Annotated in this window: 7 protein-coding genes; 1 reads left to right on the top strand and 6 read right to left on the bottom strand. The window is 35.8% G+C overall.

The window, feature by feature from the left end; all coding sequences use genetic code 11:
* Positions 1–32 precede the first annotated feature (32 nt).
* Entirely contained in the window at positions 33–653 is a 621-nt protein-coding gene (locus LUA91_RS16025; protein ID WP_231427125.1) for a trimeric intracellular cation channel family protein, read from the bottom strand.
* The gene (locus tag LUA91_RS16030) at positions 640–2,724 is read right to left on the bottom strand and encodes a hypothetical protein (RefSeq protein ID WP_231427126.1); all 2,085 of its coding nucleotides are present in this window, start codon (positions 2,722–2,724) and stop codon (positions 640–642) included. Before LUA91_RS16030 ends, LUA91_RS16025 begins: the two co-directional genes overlap by 14 nt.
* 195 nt (positions 2,725–2,919) lie before the next feature.
* Between LUA91_RS16030 and LUA91_RS16035 the strand changes: the two genes are divergently transcribed.
* Positions 2,920–3,654, top strand: coding sequence for a murein L,D-transpeptidase family protein (locus LUA91_RS16035; protein ID WP_231427127.1), 735 nt, complete (start codon positions 2,920–2,922; stop codon positions 3,652–3,654).
* Positions 3,655–3,762: 108 nt separating this feature from the next.
* On the opposite strand, the gene fabG is transcribed toward LUA91_RS16035, so the two are convergent.
* From fabG to LUA91_RS16055, 4 genes are all read right to left on the bottom strand, one after another.
* Complete coding sequence (gene fabG / locus LUA91_RS16040; RefSeq protein ID WP_231427128.1) at positions 3,763–4,506, bottom strand: 3-oxoacyl-[acyl-carrier-protein] reductase; 744 nt, start codon at positions 4,504–4,506, stop codon at positions 3,763–3,765.
* 63 nt (positions 4,507–4,569) lie between these two features.
* Complete coding sequence (locus LUA91_RS16045; protein WP_231427129.1) at positions 4,570–4,938, bottom strand: hypothetical protein; 369 nt, start codon at positions 4,936–4,938, stop codon at positions 4,570–4,572.
* A gap of 11 nt (positions 4,939–4,949) precedes the next feature.
* Entirely contained in the window at positions 4,950–6,026 is a 1,077-nt protein-coding gene (locus LUA91_RS16050) for an agmatine/peptidylarginine deiminase (RefSeq protein WP_231427130.1), read from the bottom strand.
* A gap of 119 nt (positions 6,027–6,145) precedes the next feature.
* Positions 6,146–7,021 (bottom strand): carbon-nitrogen hydrolase, encoded by an 876-nt coding sequence (locus tag LUA91_RS16055; protein ID WP_231427131.1) that lies wholly within the window; start codon positions 7,019–7,021, stop codon positions 6,146–6,148.
* Positions 7,022–7,614: the final 593 nt, after the last annotated feature.

Below are 7,614 nucleotides of genomic sequence, written 5' to 3' on the forward strand. Positions count from 1 at the left end.
GATACACTCAAGATAGAACTCTCAATATTTCCTTAATAATCAAATTTGGGAAGAGAAAGCTTGAACTTTACCGCTACTATTCTCAACACAAAAATAAAAGCAACCACAGCAAGTTTTGCAAAAACAGCTTCTATATTTATTTGAATGAGCAAATAGTAAAGTAATCCGCCCAAGATACATGCAGTGGCGTAAATTTCTCTTCTAAATACCAGTGGAATCGTATTAAGTAACGTATCTCTAATAATCCCTCCGAAACAACCCGTAATTGTTCCTAACGCTATACAAATACCAGGATTTAAACCAAAGGCGATGCCTTTTAATATTCCAACCATTGTAAATAATCCCAATCCAAGACTATCAAATAAGAATAAGGTAATCTTAAATTTCTGCACATGTGTTTTGAATAACATGGTTGCTAATGCAGTAAACAAAACAATTAAACAAATTTGCATGTCTCGCATCCATGCAACAGGTGTATCGCCAATTAGTAAATCTCTAACTGTTCCGCCACCAATTGCAGTTACAAATGCTATAATCAGCACACCAAATGGATCTAGCTTACGTTGCATTGCAGTGAAAGTTCCCGAAATTGCAAAGGCAATGGTTCCTAAAACCTCAATAACTTCAGATGTAGAAATATTATAATTCTCCATTGCGTTTACGTAAAAACCATTCTGTGCCCAATAAAATCAAAATCAATCCGAACAACCATTTCATATTGATAAGCTCGTCGTATTTACGGTCTTCGTAGCTAATGGTTTTAACATTTTCATTCTTCAGGATTTCATCAGCAATTTTAAGCAAATCGGCTGGCATAAATAATTTTCCATTGCTTTGTTTTGAAATGGTATTAAGCAATTGGTGATTGGCAGTTGTTTGTTGATACTCTGCAATTAGCGCATTAACATAGAAACTACCATTGGCTGTAAATTTTTGGCCACCTAAAGAAGTATTTGCTACATAAGAATAATTTCCCGCTGGCATTGCTCCAGCATCGAGCTGATAACCGTTTTCAGTTTTCGAGAATACATAGTTGAAAAATTTTCCTGCCTCGTTTTTAACTTGCAACTTTACTTCCGATTCGTTTACAGGTTGGTAACTCTCATTATAAAGTGTTCCATTGAAGTGAATTGATTCATTTTCATCATAAGCGGATTTTAATGTAAAAACTTTAAATCTTCTTTTGTCATCTTTAACCGAAAGATATTGAACCGTTTTAGAAATTAAATCGTTTAAACCGGATTGTTCACTTTCATTTTCAGCGGCTGATAACTTCCACCGCCATAAGCCCTCTCCCATTAAATAGCCAGCTTTTAAACCATTTTCATTTGTAAAAAATAGCAAGGGTTGTTGGGTGCTTACCTTTCCAATACGTTGATTAAAAATTGGTGTGGCGCCGGCATTTACAGTTAACCTTCCAAATGGCATGAGCAATGGGTCGGATGTAGAGAATTGCTTTTTATCTTCTTCTGAAAGATTAAAGCTAGTAAAACCGTTGGCGAAATCGGGATAAACTTCCTGAATAGAGCCATTGGCCGAACTTAAATTTACCTGATTCTGGAATCGATTGAAACTTCCGAAGTTACTTTGCGCTCCCAAAATATACCAAATGGGTTTCTTTAAGACTGAAACTTTTTGTAAAAATGAAGTGGAGATATTTTGTGCATCAGGTAACTGATACAAAACAATTAAATCAAATTTTGACGGGTCGGTTGAGTTTAAATCATCAGCCAATGCAAGTTTAGCCTCATAATGTTTATTCAAAGAAATTGCTTCTTTTAAAACCCCTAAATCGGGATGCGGAGCAGCGGCTGCCAACAACACTTTTTGTCGGCCATCAATCACCTCTACATAAAAAGACTGTGAATTATTTTTCGTGGTAATTTCATTCGGCAACACACTAAGTTGGACGGTATATTTTTGAACACCGATTTTGCCTGCATGTAATTTCACCGGAATAGCTTTCACAAATGAATTCCCTGCAATGGCAATGTTTTGCTGCTCAACTTTTGCACCGTTCTGACTAACAATTAAAGCCGCATTTTCTCGATCACTTTGAAAGGCCTGAACCTGAACTTCAATGGTAAAATCATCATCCAGGTAAACAATGTTATTGTAGTTTACATTTGAAATTAAAACATCCCGTTTTGGAATGCTGTCGCCCAATGCAATGGCATAAACTGGCGCATTGATTTGGTTGATGCTGTACAGAGGGTTTCCGCCGTGATTGAAAATACCATCGGTTGCTAAAATGATTGCACCAATGTTTCTATTGGTATAGTCATCTCTTACTTTTTGAAAAAAAGCAGCGGCATCGGTTAATTTCCCTTGGTTTTTAAAATCAAATCCATCACCAACGGAATCACCAAAATTGTAGGTTTTTACCTCGTACTTATCAGAAAGTTTATCTTGTATAATTTTAAGATTTTGTTCGTATAATTTCTGGTCAAAACCAGTCGCTATAACCTGACCAACTGAAAGGGAATTATCTTGGCCGATAATGATAATTGGTTTATCTAAGGTATAATTCAGCGTTTTGATTAATGGGGCAAATATGAGCCAGGCAATGGCTGTAACAGCAATTATTCTGATAACCGTTAAACCATATTGTAGTTTTTTATCGAGGTTTTTATTATTGCAATAAAGTAGCCATGCATATAAAAAACCCAAAGCTAGGCAACCCAAAAAATACAATATAGAAGTACCGGCAAAAAAGCTGTTCATATTTTATAAAGATGCTAATTTTGTGTTTAACCGCAAAGAAAGTTGAGGGTTTTTACCACAAAGGACACGAAGAACTACACATAGTATCACAGAGAATGTTCAAAGCCTTACTTAGTGTTCTCGGTGCCTAGCATAAATTTAAAATCTCTGTGTTCTTTGTTGTTAAATATTTAGCTTTAACCAAAAGCAAATTTTATGAAATTAATCTGTTTAACGTTTTTACTATCCCTTAGCATCATGGCGAATGCACAAAATAATTTCAAGGCAACTCAAATGAAATTCGAGCGAGTAGAAAAAGCTTATGCTGAAAAATGGGAAACTTTACAGAAATTTATCAAGGCGGCCGGTTATGGTAATGATTTTTCGATGCTGATAAATGCTTACAAAGCTGAGGGGAAATTAGAAATTTGGCTGAAATCTAAAACAGCTAAAAACTATTCGCTATTCAGAACTTATGATTTCTGTGCACACTCGGGCACACTTGGTCCGAAAGTGATAGAGGGCGACGGACAAACTCCGGAAGGTTTTTATTACATTAATGTTTTCAATCCGATGAGTAATTTCCATCTATCTTTAGGTGTTAATTATCCAAATACTGTCGACTTGGCCAGAACAGGAAAAAATAGAAAAACAGGAGGTGACATTTACATTCACGGCAATTGTGTAACTGTTGGTTGTATACCATTAACTGATGAAAAGATTAAAGAAGTTTATGTTTTAGGAGTTGAGGCAAGAAATTCAGGTCAGGATAAAATCCCTATTAACATTTATCCTTTCAAAATGACTGATGGAAATATGAAGAGATATGTTACTCAATTTCCTGCACAGCTTAGCTTTTGGAAAACCTTGCAACCCGGATACTTGGCTTTTGAGAAAAATAAAAAATTAGCTGAAATAAAAGAAGTTAAGGGGAATTACTTAGTTAGGTAAAAGCTAAAAGGCGTAAGGTTTAGGGTTAAAATCCACCTCACGCCTTTAATATTTTAAGGCGATGGAAAGAAAGCCCTCCACCTTAAACCTCTTACCTTTTACCCCTAATTACAGCATTCCGCCGCAAACAGAAAGTGTTTGTCCCGTTACATAAGCACTCATATCTGATGCTAAGAACACACAAACATTAGCAATATCTTCTGTTTCGCCAGCACGTTTAAGTGGAATATCTTTTTCCCAACCCGCAACAACGGCAGGGTCTAAAACCTCAGTCATTTCGGTACGGATAAAACCTGGAGCAACAACGTTTGCACGAATGTTTCTAGAACCTAATTCTTTAGCAACAGATTTTGTGAAACCAATAATTCCAGCTTTAGATGCAGCATAATTTGCCTGACCTGCGTTACCCGTAACACCAACAACCGAACTCATATTAATAAAGACACCTTTGCGGGCTTTCATCATCACTTTAGATGCAGCTTTAGTTACATTGAAGATAGATTTTAAGTTGATGTTGATTACATCATCCCAGTTTTCTTCGCTCATGCGCATTAACAAACCATCTTTCGTAATACCAGCATTATTAACAACGATGTCAATTGTACCAAAATCAGCAATAATATCATTTATCAATTGCTCAGCCTGATCAAATTTTGAGGCATCGGAACGGTAGCCTTTAACTTTAGTTCCAAAACTTTGTAATTCTTGCTCTAAAGCTTCACCTTTTTCTACCGATGATAAATATGTAAATGCTACATTAGCACCTTGCTCAGCAAATTTTTCAGCTATTTTACGACCAATTCCCTTCGATGCGCCAGTAATTAATGCTGTTTTTCCTTCTAATAATTTCATTATGAAATGTTGTAAAGTTGAAATATTTTAATGTGTAAAGTTATAATATAAAGCAATAAAAGATTATGCTTTTTTCTGACTAAGCTGAAAAATGTTTCCTTCAATATCCTCACCATCACAAAAGAGAAAATCAAAACCATCAAAAGACTTAACATCCATCATTTTAACACTTTTTTCTATAAGTTTTTCTCTAAAAATTTGAATATCTTCATCAATACTAAATACCAATTTAGTGTTACTTTCCGCTTTAAAAGAAATTTCATTTCTATATGATTCTGAAATTCTATGAAACGCGATTTCGATTGCACCAGTATTAAATACTAACCATTCATCTTCAATTTCCTCTATTAAAGGCAAATTAAATATAGATTGATAAAATACCTTCAGAGCACTAATGTTCTTACCAAATAAAATGATTCTACTTAGATGCATAATTGTATAATTTAAATCGCTGGCTCCTGCTGACTCAAACAATGGAAACTTCCCAATCCCCAGATAATATCAACTGAATTAATCCCAACAACTTTTCGATCTGGGAAACAGCCTTGAATAATATCTAAAGCTTTTTGGTCATTTACATCATCAAAAATAGGCACAATAACCGCTGCATTCGCAATATAAAAATTCGCATAAGAAGCAGGTAAACGGGTATCATCAAAAATCACTGGCGATGGCATCGGCAATTCAACGATTTTAATTGAGCGGCCATCTTTCAGCTTCATGGCTTTTAAAGCCTCTAAATTTTCTTGCAATAAAATATGGTTTTCATCCAGCGGATTACTTTCCACAACCGTTAAAACAGTATCTTCATTTACGAAACGTGTAATATCGTCAATGTGTCCATCTGTATCATCGCCTACGATTCCATCGCCTAACCATAAAACCTGCTCTTGCCCGTAATATTCAAGCAAATAATTTTCAATCTGCTCTTTTGTTAAATGTGGATTTCGGTTTTCGTTTAATAAACAAGCTGTTGTGGTTAAAACCGTCCCTGCACCATTAAATTCTACTGAACCGCCTTCCATTACAATATCAGGCGTAAATAAAGGTAAGTCGAAATGCTTGGCAATTTTAGTGGGTACTACATCATCCAAATCAAAAGGCGGATATTTCCCACCCCAGGCATTGTAACCCCAGTCTATAACTGCTTTTTCATTTCCTTTCAAAACGAATGCAGGTCCGTGGTCGCGGCACCAGGCATCATTAGTTTCGTTGAAATAAAATTCAATCTGACTTAAATCAGCACCCACTTTTTCCAATTCGCCAGTAGCAAAAGCTTTCATTTCTTCGTCTTTTATATTGATGCGAACTTTTTCACCTTCGGCAACGATTTTTATAAACTCACAATAAGGTTTATAAATCGTTTCGATTTTACCTGGCCAACTTGCTTCTTTATGCGGCCAACTTAACCAGGTTGCCTCGTGTTTTGCCCACTCAGCAGGAAAAGCATAACCTTGTTGTTTTGGAGAATAATCGAATTGATTTATATTTAAGCGTTCTTTTGGAGGGAAATTTGACATTTCGTTCGGTCTTATAATTTTAAAGGTGTCATATTGAGCTTGTCGAAATGTTTAGTCCTTCGACAAGCTCAATATGACACCCAAATGGAGTTTTAAGCTTTGGTCTTTAACCTTTCAGCTTAGTCCCCGTCAATAAATCTTTTTGTAATCGGCTGATAAGAATCAATCCTTCTATCTCTCAAAAACGGCCAGTGCTTACGCATAAAGTCGCTTTGGTCTAAGTCCAATTCCACAACTTCAGTTTCTTCCTGATCATGTGAAGCTAAATACAGTAATTTTCCTTGTGCGTTTGTTGCGAAACTTCCACCCCAGAATTTCATTGTGCCATCTTGCTCGAAACCAACACGGTTTACACTCACAACTGAAACACCATTTGCAACCGAATGTGAACGTTGAATGGTTTGCCAAGCGTTATATTGGTCTTGATTGGTTTCTTCATCTTGAGCAGTATCCCAGCCAATTGCAGTTGGATAAAACATAATTTCAGCACCCATTAAAGCCGTAATTCTTGAAGCTTCAGGATACCATTGATCCCAACAAATTAAGATACCGATTTTAGCAAACTTCGTATCGAAAACCTTGTAACCTAAATCGCCTGGTGTGAAATAGAATTTCTCGTAAAAAGCAGGGTCGTCAGGAATATGCATTTTGCGATATTTACCCAAATAAGAACCATCAGCATCTAAAACCGCGGTTGTGTTGTGATAAATTCCAGCAGTACGTTTCTCAAATAAAGAAGCAATAATTACAACGCCCAATTCCTTCGCCACAGCCTGCAAAGCATCGGTAGATGGACCTGGAATAGCTTCAGCCAAATCGAAATTTGCATAATCTTCAACATCGCAGAAATATAACGATGTAAAAAGTTCTTGCAAACACACTATCTGAGCGCCTTTTGCAGCTGCATCACGTACTTTTGCAATCGCTTTATCTAAATTTTCCTGCTTATCTTTAGTACAAGTCATTTGTACCAAGCCAACATTTACTTTCTTCATATCTTCAAATGATTGAATTATTGAATTAGAGAATGATTGAATGTTTTATTACGCTTTACGAATTCATTCATTCAAAATTCACTCATTCAAAATTAATGCGCAAAGTTACTATTTTGTTTAAAAGTAGAACGGCATAATTTTGTAATTGTTTTTCGAAAAGCAATGGTAGTAGCGATGGTTAATGTTAGTCGGGCTATCCGTTAAATCTTTTTTGTTATTGTCACTGAGCCTGTCAAAGTGCAACAAAAAAGGATATCACTTCTATCCCGTTTAGATAGGAAAGATTTTGCTACTATGAAGGGTTGCAAATCGCCAAGAACCACCCAACTTCGTTATTTAAACCCGACAGCAGCGGAAATACTCCTATGATTAATATTAGTCATTTAGCATAGAAAAGGCCAAAGCTTTCCTTTAGAGCAGCAGACATTTATTATCTGCCGTTCTTCCGGACATTTCTTTCTCATTACAAACTTACATAAAAAGTGAGGAATTATAATCGCGTTCAATAAAAATTAAGACCACTTCATCGATCTTTATTAACTTTATAATGAACTAAAAAACAAAGTTGTTATGGAAAGATGTTGTGGTCTTGA

This window comes from Pedobacter sp. Leaf250 (assembly GCF_920984735.1).
Taxonomy (GTDB): domain Bacteria; phylum Bacteroidota; class Bacteroidia; order Sphingobacteriales; family Sphingobacteriaceae; genus Pedobacter.